The organism is Vibrio sp. E14 (assembly GCF_020515785.1).
Lineage (GTDB): Bacteria > Pseudomonadota > Gammaproteobacteria > Enterobacterales > Vibrionaceae > Vibrio > Vibrio diabolicus.
On record NZ_JAHPJI010000001.1, the window covers coordinates 91,687 to 109,377 of the forward strand.

Sequence of the window (17,691 nt, forward strand, 5' to 3'; positions counted from 1 at the left end):
TTGTATTTCCATTGCATCCCAACGTTGGTAGTTCGAATCAGCAAGAGAACTATCGTTTTAAACCCACATGACACACTCCTCTCGGTCTTACCTGTGTTATGTGGGTATTTTTTATTTAACTTGTCACTTAACTCCTCTTGAAATTCAACAATTAAAAAATGGTCATAATGAAATTTAAATGGGTGGCATGTTGAATAATTTTGTATTTTACTGGTTTGTTGGTATTTAAAAGTTTTGTTTATAATACTTATAACTTGAAATTTTGTATTTCAATTATTGTTCATCTATATTTAAATATAAATTAGACTCATGTATATGAAAACAAAATGGCCACGAAATATCGTGGCCATTTTTAATCATCAACGTATTTATGATGATTAAGAGTTTAACCTATAAGAAAGTCTTATTAAAAGCGAAACTCTTCTAAGTTATTGCTGCTTTCCAACATTTTTTCAGCAACATAACGATGCGTGGCTGTAGTTGGGTGAGTCACATCCCAGAACACAAACTTATCTGCGCCAGATGCCGCACACTCAGAGCGTAATGAATGGGTGTACATGTAATCCACAGAAGATGAGCGGTTGATGTCCAGACAAGGCTCACTTGCATTCACGAACCCGTGTTCTTCTGGTGCCGAGGTTAACGTCTCAAACAGTGCGTGCGTATCAAACAATGAAATGTTGTAACCTTGAGCTTTATAGTACATCGCTTGTGCTTTGATGAACTCGTTCATTTTCAATACTTTCGCGCGAATCGTTTCAATTTCTTCCTGCGTTGAGTATTTGAACTGTGGTGCTTTGGTTGCGTCTGGCAGTGTCATCAACATGAAGTTCTTCGCGCCCGCGTCTGTTAGACGAATCAGAGCTTCAGCGTAATCCGCTTTTACTTCCGGCACGCTACGGTTGTAGTTCATGAAATCATTTAAACCAAACTCCAACGTAAACAATGTGTTTGCTGGGTTGTAGTTTTTCGCCAGTTTTGTGTAGGTCAAGTAAGAAGAAACTTGTTCGCCGACACCTGTTAGCGCAATGTATTGGTTCTCACCTGCTGCGCCGCCAACTGCCCAGTTATAAAGCGGTAAGTTTTTGGCTTTAGCAACGTATTCCGTCCAAACAAAACCGTTCGAGAAGTGACCTAAGAACCAGCTGTTTGGGTTAGGGAAGCGCCATTGGGAAGCGTTAAAGATGTTGCCTGTATCAGATAAGCTGTCGCCCAAAGCCACTACTTTGTTGATTTGATCTGGTTGCATTGCAGCATCATTGCTCCAGATCGTGTGGTTATAAGAATAGCGATTGTCAGCAGCAAAAAACGTAATGTCTGCGTTCTCGTTCGCCAGATCTAGTGTTTCTTCACAGCGCTGGCGAATCACGTTTTGTGAGGTGTTGGTGTAGAACATGTTTTTAAATGAAACAGAGCTCCACCAATAACCGTCGATAGTGAAGTCACTACCATCTTGGTTTTTCGCCCATTTCCAGTCGGTAGCCGCATCATCCTTAGAGTGGCTCGTACGATACCAGCAGCGAACGTAAGTATAGGTTTGATTTTCTTGCGTGCTGACCACTTCAGACGCAGAAACCATTTCTGGTGATAATGTTGGCTCCTCTGCAACGGCAGAGGCAAGCGGAAGTAATGCAGTTAATAGTGTGATTGTTTTTTTCATCATTCACTCTTCTTGTAATGGTTATGGTTCCGAATACGTGAATACGCTCGGCTATAACAGTATTTAGATGAGAATTTTTCTCACTAAACCTTCTAATTCTGAGTAAATACTCAAGACAGTCAACAACTAAATATTCAATATTTCAGTTTTGGCACCACGGTCAAAAAATCCATTCAGCATAGCAATCGATTAAATGTGTACTATTTAGAATAATTACTCACTAACATTAATTTAACATGCACTTTTTGTTAATTAAGTGATTGCTTTATAAGGTTTTGTTTATGCTTTTTGATGTTAACTAAAAATGTTTATTGAATGATCTTTTGTACAAAGTTGTATATTCATGAAACAAATTGTTTGGCATTTTTGGCCTATAAACTATAGCTGAAGCTCTCATGCAAACATCATGGTGATGACTTTTCATGGGAATATAGTGAATAAAAATTAGCTCAAATAAGGAATAGGGCAAATGCACTACACAACAAGTAAAAAACAAGGCTTATTTTCGTTGTCTGCCGTAGCGATAGCACTGACCACTTCTATGTCAGCGTTTGCGGCTCCACCAATGGGATTTGATGAATCTAAGTTACCGACGAAGTACATCGTCAAATTCAAAGAAGATGCAGTCAGCCGATCTTCAATGGGTGGTAACTCATTTTGGGGACCACGAATCGCGCAGGAGTCTGTTTTAGAACAGGTGAAGGCACGTAAGGTGGAAAAACTAGGTAATCGCGCCATTTACAGCGTTGAGTTGGATGGTGATGACTTAGAACCACTTCGTAATCGCAGTGATGTGGAATATGTCGAAGTCGATCCGCCTCGCTATTTGCTAAGCGAAACTACCCCGTGGGGTTATGAAGCGGTTAATGCTCAACAGTTAGATGACTTCAATGCTGGTAATCGCACTGTATGTATTATCGATTCAGGGTACGACATCTCGCACAACGACCTAAGCGGTAACCGTGTTGCAGGTACCAACGATAGTGGTACAGGATCATGGAGCGATCCGGGTAACAATAACGCCCACGGTACTCACGTTGCAGGTACTATCGCAGCGATTGCCAACACCGAAGGTGTGAAGGGTGTGATGCCAAACCAGAATGTGAATTTGCACATCGTGAAAGTATTTAACGAATCAGGTTGGGGTTACTCATCTGGACTTGTTAAAGCGATCCAAACGTGTGCAGATAATGGTGCCAACGTTGTGAACATGAGTCTTGGTGGTAGTCAATCAAGCCGAACTGAGCAAAATGCACTGCAAAACATTTACGATCAAGGCGTTCTGCTAATCGCCGCAGCTGGTAATGACGGTAACACCGCACACAGCTACCCAGCTTCTTACGATTCAGTTATGTCTGTTGCTGCTGTCGATAACCAAAATGATCATGCGGCATTCTCGCAATCTACTGATCAAGTTGAGATCTCTGGCCCAGGTGTGGCGATCTTATCAACGGTTACGGTAGGCGAAGGTAAACTTTCTGATATTACCTTGAATGGCGTAAGCCAATTTGATCGCGGCATTGTCCCTCACAATCGTTTGATCAATAACGGCTCTTCGTATGTGCCAGATCCAATCGCTGGTTCAGTAACAGCAATGCTAGATAGCTGTGATGTATCTGGCGGTAACTTTAACTGTGGTGATATGTCGGGCAAAATTTGTTTGACTGAGCGTATTGGCAACCAGTCTTCAGGTAACTACCCAGAAGTGGATGCAGTTCAAGCTTGTTACAATGCAGGTGCACGAGCGGCAATCGTATACAGCAACTCTGAACTACCTGGTTTACAAAACCCATTCTTGGTTGACACAAACAACGCTTATCGCATGGTTTCGGTGACGGTTGACCGTGCATTTGGTCAAGAGTTGCTGGGGTATGTAGGTCAAGAAATTACGGTTTCAACTACCTCTGGTGAAGATTACGAGTACTACAATGGTACATCGATGGCAACACCTCATGTAACTGGCGTAGCTGGCTTGGTGTGGAGTTACCACCCAACGTGTACAGCAGCGCAAGTACGTAATGCCCTAGTTCAAACGGCAACAGACATTGATGTCGCTGGACGAGACAACCGCACAGGTCACGGCCTAGTGAATGCGGAAGCGGCGAAACTGTTCTTGGATGCGGGCTGTAACGGTCCTGACGGTGGCGGTAGCTCTTCGGACTCTAGCTTCTCAAACACCAGCCCTGTTGCGATTCCTGACAACAAATCTTCTGGCGCAATCAGCGCAGTAGATGTCGATCGCTCTGGTGATTCAGGTACAGTAAGTATTGACGTTGATATTAGCCACACTTACATCGGTGACCTACGAGTGACGCTAACTTCACCGACTGGTGGAGAAGTCGTGCTTCACGATAATACTGGCGGCAGCGCTAACGATATCAAAGCCACTTTCCAAGCGGATTTCTCTGGTTTTGAATCACAAGGTTCTTGGGAACTAAAAGCGGTAGACAGTGCCAGAAGAGACACAGGCACAATCAACAGTTGGACTCTGACTTTTCAATAAGGAGTGGCTATGAAGAAGTTGACCTTACTTTCTTTGTCTGCGGTGAGTGCTACCGCACTATTGGCAATCGGACTGAGCTCGGCCAGCTTGGCGAACAATCAAGGATTTCCGCTCGTGGATGAACGTTCTGAACAAGCTGAGCAACAACCTACGCGTTACTTTGTTAAGTATCACAAAGGGAAAGAGAGCGAAGTGAGAGCGCTTCTTCGTCAACATAACCTTAAAGTGGTTGATGCGTTGGTGAAGCAACAGGTACTGGTGGTGAGCGGCGAACAAGCGGACGTCGATAAGCTATCTGGTAATGAATCCGTTGAATACACCGAGCAAGAACCAACGAGAAAGTTGTTGTCTCAATAAGATAGCCTCAATATGAAAAACGCCCCTCACGTGAGGGGCGTTTTGTTTGAGTGCTTTTCCTGCTAGAGCCTTTGAGAGATGAATGCCGACGAGCCTAATTCTGCATTCATAAGAATAAAAGCTTAGCGCACAATCAGGCCAAGCAGGATACCTACAATGCCGAAGTCAGCATCACTGAATGTTGTGTTTGCAAAGCCAAGATCACCCAGTACTGGCATTAGGAAGACAGGTAGGAAAGTAATCAGTAGACCTTGTGCAAACGCACCTAGAATTGCGCCGCGACGACCACCTGTTGCGTTACCAAATACACCCGCAGCCGCACCCACAAAGAAGTGTGGAACTACACCAGGGATAATCACAGTAAGCCCCATCACGTACAGCAGGAACATGCCCACTAGACCGGCTGCAAAGCTCGATAGGAAGCCCACCAATACCGCATTTGGTGCGTATGGGAACACAACCGGACAATCCAGTGCAGGTTTTGCGTTTGGCACTAGCTTGTCTGAGATGCCTTTAAATGCAGGAACGATTTCTGCGATAACCATACGTACACCTTGCAGGATAACGTACACACCACCTGCAAATGTGATGGATTGCATTAGCGCAAACATAGACCAATGTTTACCGCCACTGACTTCACGGACAAAATCACCGCCAGCGAACAAACACGTCACCATAAAGATGATGCCCATGGTGAAAGAGATCGCCACTGGCGTATCGCGCAAGAACAACAAGCTCTTAGGTACGTTCATCTCTTCAGTAGAGTGTTCTTTGTTACCGAACTTGCTGCCAATAAAGCCCGCTAGTACGTAAGAAAGGGTAGAGAAGTGACCAATCGCAACGTCGTCAGAGCCTGTTACTTGCTTCATGTACTTGTGAGCAATCGCAGGGAAGAACACCATCACAGAGCCCACCATCACAGAGCCCACAACCAGAGAGCCAAGTGCGATCAGTGGAACACCTTTCATGCCGCTAGATGCCAGAATCGCTGCTACCATCATCGACATAAATAGCGTGTGGTGACCGGTTAGGAAGATGAATTTCCATGGCGTGAAGCGAGCGATCAAGATGTTCACTAACATACCGAAGAACATGATCATCGCCATCTCTTTACCAAACGCTTCTTGCGCGATAGAGACGATAGCTTCGTTGTTTGGAACCACGCCTGTAATGCCAAATGCGTGTTGGAAAATGGTCGCGAAGTCGCCTAGCGAGCTCACAACTAAGCCTGCACCTGCGCCAAGCACGATGAAACCAAGAATGGTTTTTACCGTGCCTTTAATGCACTCGGTAACTGGTTTTTTCTGGGCAATTAAGCCGATTAGAGCGATGAGACCGACCAGAACCGCTGGCTCTGATAGGACATCGTTCATTAAGAAACTGAAGAATTCCATAACGCCACCTTATAGAGCGCCAAGCTCTTGAAGTGCTAAAGATAAACGCTCTTTCATTGCGACTTTATCGACCATGTTATCAAGCGCTACGATACGTTGCTCAACGCTAAGAGCTTCCAACTGTTCTGCAATGTCTTTTGTGCCGATGAAAATGTCGCAACTTGTGCCTTTTGCTGAGCCAAGATCGATGTGATCCACAGCGGCATCGACGTTCAATTCTTTTACGATGCTTTTGATGCTCATTTCCATCATTAGGCTAGTGCCAAGACCGTGACCGCAAACAACCATAATTTTCATAATTCAGACCTTTTCTTTTTTATAGGGGGTATACCCATTTGTGAATGGGGTATGTCAGGAGTAAAACTTAGTATTTGTCGATGATCGCAAGAACATCTTCTTTGCTTTGAGCGTTGCAGATGGCCTCTACATGCTCTTCATTCATAAACAACTCAGCCAGTTTAGAAATCGCATCCACGTGCGAGTTACTGTCTGTCGCTGCTAGCGTAACCAGCATTTTCACTGGATCGTTACCTTCAGAATCGAAGTTCACGCCGTTTTGAATCACCGTGATGGCAAGAGACAAACGGTTAACGCCATCTTCAGGGCGAGCGTGTGGCATCGCCATGCCCGGACCTACCACGTAGTAAGGGCCAAGCTCTTCGTGCGAGCGGTAAATTGCTTCAACGTAACTTGGTTCTATCGCGCCATTTTCAATCAAAGCTTCACAAGATTTGCTGATCGCATCTTTCCAGTCGGTTGCGTCAGAATGGATGCGAATGACATCAGAGGTAATCAGTTCACGTAGCATTGGAATGTTTCCGATTTGTTGTTTTGTTGCTGCGTACTTTATCGATCAATTTTCCAGAAAAACCTGAGAATGATCACAAATGGTAGCGCTACCATTAATTGTGATAGCGCTATCATTTTTATCAGGCATCGAAGTTTCATGTGCTTGTGTTCGAGTTCTAATGCGCTAATATCAAAACCATTAAAGCGCTGTGATAAGATGTCGCAGCTGAAATTAGAGAACATTAAATAAAAACAATGAGCGAACCTCGCAAACGAAGAAGTACCGGCAATGTCACTTTGGCTGATGTCGCCAAACAAGCAGGCGTAGGCACTATGACGGTGTCGCGAGCATTACGAACGCCAGAGCTTGTATCCGATAAGCTGAGAGAAAAAATTCAACAAGTGGTTGATGAGCTCGGCTATATCCCGAACAAAGCCGCAGGGGCACTCGCATCTGCAGAAAGTTATTCCATCGCTCTTATCATTCCGTCACTGTTTGAAAAAGCATGCGCGCATTTCTTACGAAGCTTCCAACAGGCGTTAAACAAAGCGGGTTATCAATTATTACTGGGTTACAGCGACTACTCGATTGAGCAAGAAGAAAAGTTGCTTTCGACCTTTTTAGAGAGCCGTCCTGCGGGCGTTGTACTGTTTGGAAGTGAGCATAGTCAGCGAACGCATCAACTGTTAGAGGCGTCAAATACGCCAGTGTTAGAGATTGCCGAACTGAGCTCAAAGGCCAGTTATCTCAACATTGGCGTGGATCACTTCGAAGTGGGTAAGGCCTGTACCAGACACCTGATTGAACAAGGTTTTAAGAACGTTGGTTTTATCGGGGCGCGCGGGAATCACTCGACGTTGCAACGCCAGTTACACGGTTGGCAAAGTGCGATGATTGAAAACTATCTCACCCCAGATCATTTTCTGACGACTCATGAAGCGCCATCTTCACAATTGGGTGCGGAAGGATTGGCGAAGTTATTGCTGCGCGATTCAAGCTTGAATGCTTTGGTGTGTAACCATGAGGAGATAGCAATTGGTGCGCTCTTTGAGTGCCATCGCCGAGTGCTCAAAGTCCCGACAGACATTGCCATTATTTGTCTTGAAGGTTCTTCTATGGGGGAGCACGCCTATCCAAGTTTGACATCGGCAGAATTTGATTACGAGCGCATGGGCACCAAGGCGGCAGAAAAACTGTTGCATGCCATCAAAGGTGAGCCAGAAGAACGGCCAACCAGTATGGGCTTTAAGCTAAAGCGTCGAGCAAGTACCGCGATTAACTGACACTTCCGCTTTCCATAAATACAAAAAGCCTCTCAATATGGAGAGGCTTTTTACATTCTGAATTCGCGAGCGAAAACTACGGACGTTCGCCCGCGGCTAGGCGTTGTTCGATATCTACGATCACCTCTGGCAGATCGGAGATGGTGTCGATTAAGTAGTGAGGTGCACTCTTGATAAACTTCGCGCGTGCTTTTTCACGAGCTTTCTCTAAGGTTGCTTCGTCTGCGGCTTGGTATTCTTCAAATGTCAGACCCGCTTCGTTACCAGAAAGCAGCAGACCCACCGTCCACATGCCCGCATTGTGACCTTCAAAGATGCCTGGTGCTGAGTCGTCCACTTTGACGCATGCTTTAACGTCGGTTACACCAAGCTCAATCACGTTTTTCAGTGCCATAAACGGCGCAGGGCGACCGCCTTGTGTCAGATCGTCTGTCGCGACAACATAATCTGGTTGGTAGCCGTAGTTCGCTGCAACTGGAATCAATACGTCCATTACTTCGCGAGGGTAACCAGAACAAGAACCGATCTTGATGCCTTTGTCTTTCAGACCGTTTACCACTTCAACTGCGTTGAGGATTGGTTCTGCGTGGTCTGCCACTTTTGCTTTTTGCAGAGGCATAAATGCCGCGTAGATAGTGTCGATGTCTTCGCTGGTCATTGAGCGACCAAACTTTTCATTCCAACGCTTATCAACAGTAGGAATACGACCCACTGCTTGGATGTGGTCCCACTTACCAAGTCCCATTGGCTCACGCGCTTCTTCAAGGTCGATGTCAAAATCAAAGCCTTGTTTGAACGCTTCCACAAAGATACTGGTTGGCGCAAAAGAGCCGAAATCGACGATAGTGCCAGCCCAGTCAAAGATCACTGCTTGAATTGGTGAGTTGCTCATGTTCAATCCTTTTTCTTGCTTGCCAGAGCGCTTGCCTACACGTCGGAACTGCGCTCAGGATAAATTGGTTTTGTTGAGGTCTATTGACCCTAAAAGTAGTTAAAGTCTTTACACACTTTGGCGATCGCTTCTTCGAAGATCGCCAACGCTTCTGTCAGTTGCTCGCGAGTGATGATCAGCGGTGGGCTGAGTTGAATCACGTTACCTTGCGATACCTTGAAGCTCACACCATTGTTGAGGCATTGGTAAAGCACAGCTTCCGCTTCGTCATACGCGCGTACTTTGCTTTCGTGGTCGGTGACCAGTTCAATGCCCCACAACATGCCGATGCCACGCACATCACCAATCACTGGGTACTTGGCTTTCATCTCTAGCAGTTTTTCACGCATAAACTGGCTGTCGGCTTTAGCCTTATCTAACAAGCCTTCTTGCTCAATAGCTTCCATGGTTGCCAGTGCCGCAGCGCAACCGATAGGGCTTTTCTCATGAGTGTAGTGACCCATGGAGATTTGCTCGGCAGTGTTGTATTTGTCTTTGGTTACCATGGTTGCGATAGGCACTAAGCCTCCGCCCAAGCCTTTACCGATGCAGAGCATATCTGGCTCGATGTCGTAGGCTTGGTAGGTAAACCATTCACCGCTGCGACCCATACCATTCGGGATGTCGTCGATGATCAGCATGACATTGTGTTTGTCACAGATTTCACGGATGCGTTTCCAGTAGGCTTTGCTCGGCACTTGTACGTCGGTATTACGAACTGCTTCTGCGATAAACGCGCCCACGCCGCCTTCTTTCTCAATCACGTACTCAAGGTAGTCGGCATAATGCACATCGCTACCGTCGGCAACTGGGAAAGCGCCACGGTAAGATACGGCTGGTGGAATGCGCTCAACACCTGCCATTAATGGCCCCATGCCCTGGCGGAAACACGCTTCGCCGCCCACAGAGATGGCATCCAACGATGCGCCGTGGAAGGAATCCCACAGAGAGACCACCTTGTAGTTGCCCGTGATGTGGCGCGCTAGTTTAAGTGCCATGCCCACTGCAGATGTGCCACCCGGAGCAAACAGCACGCGGTTCAATTCGCCGCCACAGATTTGCGTGAGTTTTTCGGCACATTCAATCGCGGTCTCGTTGGTAAAACGACGTGGCGAAAACGGCAGTTTGGCAATTTGCTCTTGCACACGTTTAATCACATGCGGATGACCGTAGCCCAGCTGATGGACGTTATTGCCATGGAAATCCATGTACTTTTTACCGGTAGAATCTTGCATGTAGATGCCCTCTGCTGCTTCCAAGGTATCTAAGCAAGGCGTCGACATGGCTTGATGAAGAAAGACCTCGGAATCGCGCTTCAATAATGCTTGCGTGCGTTCGTCGTCCATCGACGCATTCCAAGCTTGGCGCGCCGGTGTCGTGTTGACATCGCCTTCACTACGAAAATGGGTCGGTTTGATATTCTGAGTCATAGCGCTCTCTCAATCAGAAGGCTGCTTTAAGCAACTTGCCAGTACATTGCTTTTTCAATCGCACCGATTAAGCGCTCGATATCTGCTGGGTAAACTTCACCAATGTTGCCGATACGGAAGCAATCTGCGTTCGATACCTTACCCGGATAAATCACGAAACCTTGCTCTTTCAAACGTGTGTAGAACGCTTTGAATTGGTAATCACTGTGCGTCGGAGAGTAGAAAGAAGTGATGATTGGGGAGTGAAGCTCATCATTCAGTAGCGGTTCGAAACCCAAAGAGCGCATACCTGCAACCAGTGTTTTCTGGTTAGTTTGGTAACGGTTATGACGAGCCTCAATGCCGCCTTCTTGTTCTAGCTCTAGCAATGCTTGGTAGAAAGCGCGCACCGTGTGCGTAGGAGACGTGAAACGCCATTTGCCGTGATTCACTTCCATGCAGTGCCATTGGTCGTAAAGATCAAGGCTCAAAGAACGTGCTTGACCTTTGCACTTTTCGAGCTCAGTTTGTTTTGCAATCACAAAGCCAAAGCCCGGTACGCCTTGAATACATTTGTTTGCAGAGCTGATCATAAAATCGATGCCTAGCTCAGCGATATCGATAGGAATGCCACCAAAGCTTGACATGGCATCCAGAATCACCACTTTGCCGTGCGCTTTTGCTGCAGAAGCAAATTCTTCAATTGGGTTAAGCATGCCAGTGGTTGTCTCACAGTGAACAATCGCCACGTGTGTGATAGCAGTATCCGATGCCAATGCAGTTTCCACCTCGTTCAAGTGTGGCTGTGATGTTTCGCCTGGGGAAACTACATGGCATGGAATATTTAGGTAGTCAGCGATCTGAGCGATACGCGCACCGTAAGCACCGTTGTCGACTACCAGCAGTTTTCCATCTTTGCCAATGGTGCTGCCAATCGTCGCTTCTACTGATGCGGTGCCGCTACCTTGCATGAGCACGCTGGTGTAGCCGTCTTGTTGAGTCGCCAGTTTTACAAGCTTAGTGCGGATCACTTCTACAATGTCTTTGTTGTATTCATCATCCCAAGTACACCAGTCTTTTAGCATGGCTTCACGTACCGTTTCAGAAGTAGATAGAGGACCTGGAGTCAGTAGTAGGTATTCGTTTTTCATCTCGATTTCCGTCAGAATAGGCTAATTGGTCTACACCAAATTTCCAGTTCACTCTAGCGAGGAAGAAAAGGGCAGTAAATAGGCGAATCTCCAATTTCATAAAACTTTAATATCCAGAAAATGGCGCATCAATTGAACGATTATTCATCGCAAATTTTCGTAAAACTGCCATTTAATGGTCATGATTTCGTCACAAAGGCTCAGTAGGGTGGTTATCGCTAATTGGTACAGACCAAATGAAAACTTAGCCAAATTAACTGGAGAAAATGATGAAAAACCGTTTGATGAAAGGATCGCTGGCTGCACTTGTCTCTCTGCTAGCTACGAATGCAATGGCAGCACAGGAAGTCACGGTTTACACCGCTTTCGAAACTGACATTCTTGCTAAATACAAGTCTGCGTTTGAGAAAGATAACCCAGATATCAAGATTAAGTGGGTTCGCGATTCCACCGGTATCATGACGGCGAAATTGCTGGCAGAAAAGAACAACCCTCAAGCGGAAGTGGTTTGGGGTCTTGCTGGCTCGTCAATGGCACTACTTAAAGATGAAGGTCTTCTTAAGCCTTACGCACCAAAAGGTTTGGAAGAGCTGCACGCGAACCTAAACGACCCTCAATCAAACCAAGCTTGGTTCGGTAACGATGCGTTCTTTAACGCAGTTTGTTTTAACGAAGCGGTAGCGAAACAACTTAACCTACCGAAACCAACGTCTTGGGAAGACCTAACAAAGCCGGTTTACAAAGGTCATATTGCAATGCCTAACCCAGCTTCTTCAGGCACTGGTTACATGCAAGTTTCTGCTTGGCTACAAAACATGGGTGAAGATCAGGCATGGAACTACATGCGTGACCTAGACAAGAACATTGCACACTACACGCACTCTGGCTCTAAGCCATGTGTTCAAGCGGGCATGGGTGAAGTGGCTATCGGTATTTCGATGGCAAGCCGCGGCGCGAAGTTGAAAACACAAGGCGCGCCACTAGCGGTGATCACACCAAAAGGCATCGGTTGGGAATCAGAAGCCGTTGGTCTAGTAAAAGAGTCGGATGCAGCGAAACGTGTTGTCGACTGGTCAATCTCTAAAGCGGCAAACGAGCTTTACGTAGAAATGTACCCAGTGGTTGCACATAAAGAAGTGAAAGCTACTGTGTCTAACTTCCCTAATGTTCAAGAGAACATGGCGAAGATGGACTTTGCGCAAATGGGCAGCAAGCGTGCAGAGATTCTAGCGGCTTGGTCTGAGAAGTTTGACGCGAAATCAGAGCCAAAATCTTAATTGAATTTGCTTTGAGTTGAATACTGAAATCCACCTCGGTTGAGGTGGATTTTTTGTTTTCTCTGTTATTTCAGAGTTTGCTGAAAGTAGATTCCTAGTCTCACCTAGGTTCGCTGGAACGACGGACTTAAGAAAGTTGGGAGCTTCTATCCGCACTCATGATGTCATTCTCGAGAGCGACGAAGGAGTGAGTCGGAAATCTCTAATTATCACTTAAACAAACCTCATCGCCCTTCATCTATTTGTCATCTTCTGGCTATAAATTTGTCATTGGAACGTAACACTCCAAAACTAAAGTTGGTATATACCATTTGGAGCGTGTGTTATGTCAACTAACCAACCTTATCTCAATATCGAAAATGTCGTGAAGCAATTCGGACAGTTCACTGCATTAAAGAAAATCTCGCTAGCGATTGAAAAGGGCGAGTTTGTTTGTTTTCTTGGTCCTTCTGGCTGCGGTAAAACCACTCTATTACGTGCTATTGCAGGTTTAGACTTGCCAACGTCTGGTGCGATTTTTCAAAACGGTCAAGAGACCACATTCTTGCCACCAGAGAAGCGTGATTTCGGTATCGTATTCCAGTCATATGCATTGTTCCCAAACCTAACTGTGCAAGAGAACATTGCGGTGGGTTTGAAAAACCAAGGTATGTCGACCAAAGAAGCGCTAGAGAAGGTGGACTACTGGTTAGAAACCATTGGTCTTCCAACCTCTGGCGAGAAATTCCCTAACCAACTTTCTGGTGGTCAACAGCAGCGTGTGGCACTTGCTCGCGCATTAGCGTTGTCTCCGGGTCTACTGCTACTTGATGAGCCGCTGTCAGCGCTGGATGCAAAAGTACGTGTTCACTTACGTGACGAGATTTGTAAGCTGCAACGCAAGCTGGGCATCACCACCATCATGGTTACGCACGATCAGGATGAAGCGTTGTCGATGGCGGATCGTATCGTGGTAATGAACCATGGTGTGATTGAGCAAGTCGGCACTCCTCAAGAGATCTACCAACAACCAGCCACGCGCTTTGTTGCTGAGTTTGTCGGCAGCATGAACTTTATTGAAACCTCAGTTGCAACGGACTCCCAAGTGCGCATTGCTGAAACCTTGATGCCAGCGCCAAGCTTGACCAATCGTAAGATCCAACGTGGTGACCGCTTCGACCTTGCGGTGCGTCCTGAAAGCATCAAGTTCGTTGAAAACTACAACAACTCTTTACCAGTGCGAGTTACGGCAACCGAGTTTCTAGGGGCGTTTTTCCGCATTGATTGCGTATTGCAAAACGACAGCTCAACGAAAACCATCGTCGTGGATGTGCCTGTGGAAACGGTTCAAAAACTCAATATCAAGGCGGGCGATGTACGTTACATCCAGTTTGCTGAAGAAGGGCTGCATGGTTACGCCGTGCCCTCGGTTGATAAAGCGCTAGCAGCGTAGGTGTAAACATGGATGCGAAGACAATGACGATGAATAGCCTAACCACACAAGACAAAGCAAAATCCCTACTCGGACGTGTTAGCCGCGACAACCTTGTGTTGTTTGGTTTGCTCGCTGGCTTGTCGACCATGATGGTGCTGTTCATCTTAATGCCGCTTTGGGCAATGTTGACCAAGAGTGTGCAAAATGCCAATGGCGAATTTGTCGGATTGGCAAACTTTGCGACATACTTTTCTTCTTCAAGCTTGTGGGTGTCGGTGGGCAACACTTTTACTTTGGGCGTAATAGTGACCTCGGTAGTGGGTGTGCTTGCGTTTGGTTATGCCTACGCGCTGACTCGTTCATGCATGCCGTTTAAAGATTTGTTTCAAATCCTAGGTACCGCGCCGATCCTCGCGCCTTCGTTGTTGCCGGCGATCAGTTTGATCTTCCTTTTCGGTAATCAAGGCATTGCCAAAGAGATGTTGTTAGGAAACTCGATTTACGGGGTGATTGGTATTTCGATGGGTTTGATTTTCTGGACTTTCCCTCATGCATTGATGATTTTGACCACTTCGCTGCGTACTTCAGATGCCCGCTTGTATGAAGCAGCCCGCGCACTGAAAACTTCACCAATCAAAACCTTCTTTATGGTGACGTTACCTGCGGCGAAATACGGTTTGATCAGTACGCTTATCGTGGTCTTTACACTGGTTATCACGGACTTTGGTGTGCCGAAAGTGATTGGTGGCAGCTACAACGTTCTGGCGACTGACATCTTCAAACAAGTTGTGGGACAACAAAACTTTGCTATGGGTGCAGTGACCAGCATTATGTTGTTATTCCCTGCGGTAATGGCATTCGGCGCAGACCGCTGGGTACAGAAAAAGCAGAAGAGCTTGTTCGACACACGTTCAGTGCCTTACCAGCCGGAACCTAACAAAGCGCGCGACAGCATTTGTTTGGTTTACTGCAGCATCATTTCTATCGCAGTGTTGGCTGTGCTTGGCATGGCAGTGTATGGCTCGTTAGTTACGTTCTGGCCTTGGAACAAAGCGCTGACGCTAAACAACTACAACTTTGCTGAAATGAGCACTTACGGTTGGAGCCCATTCTTCAACTCACTAACGCTGGCAGGTTGGACGGCAGTTATTGGTACTGCCATCATCTTTGTCGGTGCTTACTGCATTGAGAAAGGGCGTGCGTTTGGTCCAATTCGTCAAGTGATGCAAATGCTTAGCGTGGTGCCGATGGCGGTTCCAGGTATGGTGCTTGGCTTGGGTTACATCTTTTACTTCAACGATGCGAACAATCCTCTGAACGTGCTTTATGGCACCATGGCATTCTTGGTGATTAACACGGTAGTGCATTACTACACCGTGGGCCATATGACAGCACTGACAGCGCTAAAGCAGTTGCCATCGGAGATTGAAGCCACGGCGGCATCGGTGAAGCTTCCTCAATACAAGTTGTTCTTTAAAGTGACATTACCGGTTTGTATGCCTGCTGTTTTGGACATTGCGACTTACTTGTTTGTTAATGCATTGACCACCACTTCTGCGGTAGTATTCCTTTACTCAACCGATACGATTCCGGCTTCGGTCTCGATTCTGAATATGGACGATGCAGGTCAAACTGGCGCTGCAGCGGCAATGGCTGTGATGATCATGATTGCTGCCGCAATTGCGAAGATTGTTCAGATGACTTTGGGTAAATTGTTAGAGAATCGCACACAAGCTTGGCGCAAAAGATAAGGACACTTCGTGCAATACGTAAAAATTAAAGATTCGATTGTTGAACAGATTGAAGCGGGCATGCTATCGCCGCGTCAAAAACTGCCAGCAGAGCGTAAGTTGGCGGAGTCGTTCGATACTACACGCGTCACTCTGCGTGAAGCTTTATCACTGCTGGAAGCAGAAGGTCGAATCTATCGCGAAGATCGCCGAGGTTGGTTTATCTCACCTGAGCCATTGCGTTACGACCCAACCCAAACGTTGAACTTCCCAAACATGGCAAAAGCGCAAAATCGCGTGCCAAAAACAGAAGTGATAGCCGCAAAAGGCACCTTGGCTAATAAATTGGCCGCTCGTTTGTTGGACCTTCAGCCGTTTTCAGACGTATTTCGTGTCGACCGCGTTCGTTACCTAGAAGAGCGTCCGGTGGTTTATGTCACGAACTACATTCGACCAGACATATTTCCCAACTTATTGTCTTATGATTTATCAAACTCGTTAACCGACATTTATCGTGAACACTACGGTGTGACGTATCAAAAAATTCGTTACCGAATTTCGACTAGTACTTTGTTGGGTGAGGTGGCACAGGCATTGCGCGCGACGTCTGGTACGCCTGCAATGGTGGTTGAACGTATCAACTACAACCAACATGGCGAGTTGATTGACTGTGACATCGAATACTGGCGTCATGATGCCATCAGCATCGAGTCTGTCGCGGAGCTGAATTAATCTCTGTTTGCTGGGCATCTGTCTAGTTGGCAGCGAGCAATTTATATCTCAAATTCAAAGGCTCCATATTGGGGCCTTTGTTGTACCCAAGCACCTTGTGGGTATCTAAATATCATAAACAGGAAAACGGAATGGATCTCTTGGCAATCGCACTCGTTGTATTGTCTGCGGTTATGCATGCTGGCTGGAATATTCTTGGTAAAAGCAATGCTGGTTCAGGGCTCGCGTTTACGATGGCGGCAAGTTTATCTGCTTGCCTTCTGCTCACGCCTTATCTTATTTGGTATCTCTTTAACATTGGCTGGGCGACGTTGCCCAACGTGTTTTGGGGAATGCTGTTTATCAGTGGTTTATCTCAAATCGTCTATTTGGTTGGTTTGATCGTGGCCTACAAGCACGCCGATGTGGGAGTGATTTATCCGATTGCGAGAGCACTTCCTGTAATGATGGTGGGCGCACTCACCGTCGCCTTAGGTTATGAGTTGAACGCTCAGCAGTGGTTGGGTTTCCTGCTTATTACTTTAGGTTGTGTCCTAGTTCCAGTGACCAGTTTTCGTCAAATTACTTTTGGGGAGTACCTGAATGTTGGTGTGTTTTGGGCCTTGATTGCGGCGTTTGGCACGACGGGTTACTCCGTTGTGGACAAGCAAGCACTGAATCTGCTAACTCAACAAACATCGACCATTCTTAACGACCACTATAGCGCGATTTTTTATCTAGGCGTGCAGTTTTGGGTTATGGGAGTACCGGTTTTATTGTGGTGTATTGTTTCGGGGAGTCAGCAAGAACTACAAACCGCTTGGATGATTCGCAAAAGTGCGAGCATGGCTGGCATCATGATGGCATCAACCTACGGCTTGGTGCTGTTTGCGATGACCATGACTGATAACGTCAGCCTTGTTGTGGCTTTGCGACAAATCAGCATTGTATTTGGTTTATTAATGGGCGTGTGGTTGTTGGCTGAAAAATGGTATTTCACGCGAGGCGTCGGGGTGCTGTTGATCCTGAGCGGAATCATTCTGTCATTGAGCCCTGCTTGAGGTATAAGGCACCGATGTCG

At 46.5% G+C, this 17,691-nt stretch carries 15 protein-coding genes; 8 read left to right on the top strand and 7 right to left on the bottom strand.

The features are described from left to right. Positions 1-406 precede the first annotated feature (406 nt). The gene (locus LIX84_RS00420) at positions 407-1,663 is read right to left on the bottom strand and encodes a type 2 secretion system lipase (RefSeq protein ID WP_150917147.1); all 1,257 of its coding nucleotides are present in this window, start codon (positions 1,661-1,663) and stop codon (positions 407-409) included. 466 nt (positions 1,664-2,129) lie between these two features. On the opposite strand from LIX84_RS00420, the gene LIX84_RS00425 reads away from it, so the two are divergent. Then, a complete protein-coding gene (locus LIX84_RS00425; RefSeq protein WP_006741281.1) occupies positions 2,130-4,163 on the top strand; it encodes a S8 family serine peptidase in 2,034 nt (677 codons plus the stop codon). A 9-nt stretch (positions 4,164-4,172) separates the two neighbouring features. Further along, positions 4,173-4,520 carry a hypothetical protein gene (locus LIX84_RS00430; protein WP_005395359.1) on the top strand — a complete coding sequence of 116 codons (348 nt, stop codon included), beginning with the start codon at positions 4,173-4,175 and terminating at the stop codon, positions 4,518-4,520. 122 nt (positions 4,521-4,642) lie between these two features. Here the strand turns inward: LIX84_RS00430 and LIX84_RS00435 are convergent, their stop codons facing one another. The 3 genes from LIX84_RS00435 to LIX84_RS00445 all read right to left on the bottom strand — a co-directional run bounded on the left by LIX84_RS00435 (position 4,643) and on the right by LIX84_RS00445 (position 6,722). Next, the gene (locus tag LIX84_RS00435) at positions 4,643-5,914 is read right to left on the bottom strand and encodes a PTS ascorbate transporter subunit IIC (protein WP_226420325.1); all 1,272 of its coding nucleotides are present in this window, start codon (positions 5,912-5,914) and stop codon (positions 4,643-4,645) included. Positions 5,915-5,923: 9 nt separating this feature from the next. Further along, positions 5,924-6,211, bottom strand: a complete 288-nt coding sequence (locus tag LIX84_RS00440) for a PTS sugar transporter subunit IIB (protein ID WP_226420326.1) — start codon at positions 6,209-6,211, stop codon at positions 5,924-5,926. 67 nt (positions 6,212-6,278) lie between these two features. After that, a complete protein-coding gene (locus LIX84_RS00445; RefSeq protein WP_226420327.1) occupies positions 6,279-6,722 on the bottom strand; it encodes a PTS sugar transporter subunit IIA in 444 nt (147 codons plus the stop codon). A 236-nt stretch (positions 6,723-6,958) separates the two neighbouring features. Between LIX84_RS00445 and LIX84_RS00450 the strand changes: the two genes are divergently transcribed. Then, the gene (locus tag LIX84_RS00450; protein ID WP_226420328.1) at positions 6,959-7,987 is read left to right on the top strand and encodes a LacI family DNA-binding transcriptional regulator; all 1,029 of its coding nucleotides are present in this window, start codon (positions 6,959-6,961) and stop codon (positions 7,985-7,987) included. A gap of 76 nt (positions 7,988-8,063) precedes the next feature. Here LIX84_RS00450 and phnX read toward each other — a convergent pair whose 3' ends face one another. The 3 genes from phnX to phnW all read right to left on the bottom strand — a co-directional run bounded on the left by phnX (position 8,064) and on the right by phnW (position 11,478). Then, positions 8,064-8,879, bottom strand: coding sequence for a phosphonoacetaldehyde hydrolase (gene phnX, locus LIX84_RS00455; RefSeq protein ID WP_226420329.1), 816 nt, complete (start codon positions 8,877-8,879; stop codon positions 8,064-8,066). Positions 8,880-8,968: 89 nt separating this feature from the next. Continuing rightward, positions 8,969-10,348, bottom strand: coding sequence for an aspartate aminotransferase family protein (locus tag LIX84_RS00460; protein ID WP_226420330.1), 1,380 nt, complete (start codon positions 10,346-10,348; stop codon positions 8,969-8,971). A 26-nt stretch (positions 10,349-10,374) separates the two neighbouring features. Further along, entirely contained in the window at positions 10,375-11,478 is a 1,104-nt protein-coding gene (phnW, locus tag LIX84_RS00465; RefSeq protein ID WP_226420331.1) for a 2-aminoethylphosphonate--pyruvate transaminase, read from the bottom strand. A 266-nt stretch (positions 11,479-11,744) separates the two neighbouring features. Here phnW and LIX84_RS00470 point away from each other — a divergent pair, with 266 nt between their 5' ends. The 5 genes from LIX84_RS00470 to LIX84_RS00490 all read left to right on the top strand — a co-directional run bounded on the left by LIX84_RS00470 (position 11,745) and on the right by LIX84_RS00490 (position 17,671). Further along, a complete protein-coding gene (locus tag LIX84_RS00470; protein WP_226420332.1) occupies positions 11,745-12,755 on the top strand; it encodes a putative 2-aminoethylphosphonate ABC transporter substrate-binding protein in 1,011 nt (336 codons plus the stop codon). 325 nt (positions 12,756-13,080) lie between these two features. Continuing rightward, on the top strand, positions 13,081-14,187 hold the full coding sequence (locus LIX84_RS00475; protein WP_226420333.1) for a putative 2-aminoethylphosphonate ABC transporter ATP-binding protein: 1,107 nt from the start codon (positions 13,081-13,083) through the stop codon (positions 14,185-14,187). A gap of 8 nt (positions 14,188-14,195) precedes the next feature. After that, positions 14,196-15,920, top strand: a complete 1,725-nt coding sequence (locus LIX84_RS00480; RefSeq protein ID WP_226420334.1) for a putative 2-aminoethylphosphonate ABC transporter permease subunit — start codon at positions 14,196-14,198, stop codon at positions 15,918-15,920. A gap of 9 nt (positions 15,921-15,929) precedes the next feature. Continuing rightward, entirely contained in the window at positions 15,930-16,631 is a 702-nt protein-coding gene (phnR, locus tag LIX84_RS00485) for a phosphonate utilization transcriptional regulator PhnR (RefSeq protein WP_053808131.1), read from the top strand. Positions 16,632-16,762: 131 nt separating this feature from the next. Continuing rightward, entirely contained in the window at positions 16,763-17,671 is a 909-nt protein-coding gene (locus LIX84_RS00490; protein ID WP_085343331.1) for an EamA family transporter, read from the top strand. Positions 17,672-17,691 lie beyond the last annotated feature (20 nt).